The sequence below is a fragment of the Gardnerella sp. 26-12 genome, from assembly GCF_001660745.1.
Lineage (GTDB): Bacteria > Actinomycetota > Actinomycetes > Actinomycetales > Bifidobacteriaceae > Bifidobacterium > Bifidobacterium swidsinskii.
Genome location: NZ_LWSR01000157.1, coordinates 1,511 through 1,970 on the forward strand (window position 1 = coordinate 1,511; position 460 = coordinate 1,970).

Genomic DNA, 460 nt, shown 5'->3' on the forward strand with positions numbered 1-460 from the left:
TCGTGGGCTCGGAGATGTGTATAAGAGACAGGCTGCACAGTTTCTGCCGGTTGAGCTTATTATTTGACTAGATTTACTTGATATTTATCCGATAATGTACGTTATGTCAAATTAGAGATAATAATCAAACGCAACCAACAAAGTCTCACACTACTATCAAATAATATCCCTACGATACTTCTTGCTAAATAATCTAAGACTTGCAACTTCGGTACGCACAAAATAGCATTGCAAAAATATTAGCAAAAATAAGCGCGATAATAATCGCATATGACGCAATCAGCGTTGATCTCATTAATAACCAATAATCATCACAAACAAATCCAAAATCGCGAACAATATGCAAAAGCATGTATGCAAGCATTGCGCAAGGAAGCCCACAACAATGCGTAATAACAATACTCCAAGGCATTAAACCAATAGAACTTCTCTTATTACTATTGCTAATACTATTTGATTT

General features: G+C 35.2%; 1 protein-coding gene. It reads right to left on the reverse strand.

Going from position 1 to position 460, the window contains the following annotated elements; all coding sequences use genetic code 11:
- Positions 1 to 193: 193 nt before the first annotated feature.
- A partial coding sequence (locus tag A5295_RS06535; protein WP_064622170.1) for a hypothetical protein occupies positions 194 to 460 on the reverse strand: 267 nt, incomplete at its 5' end.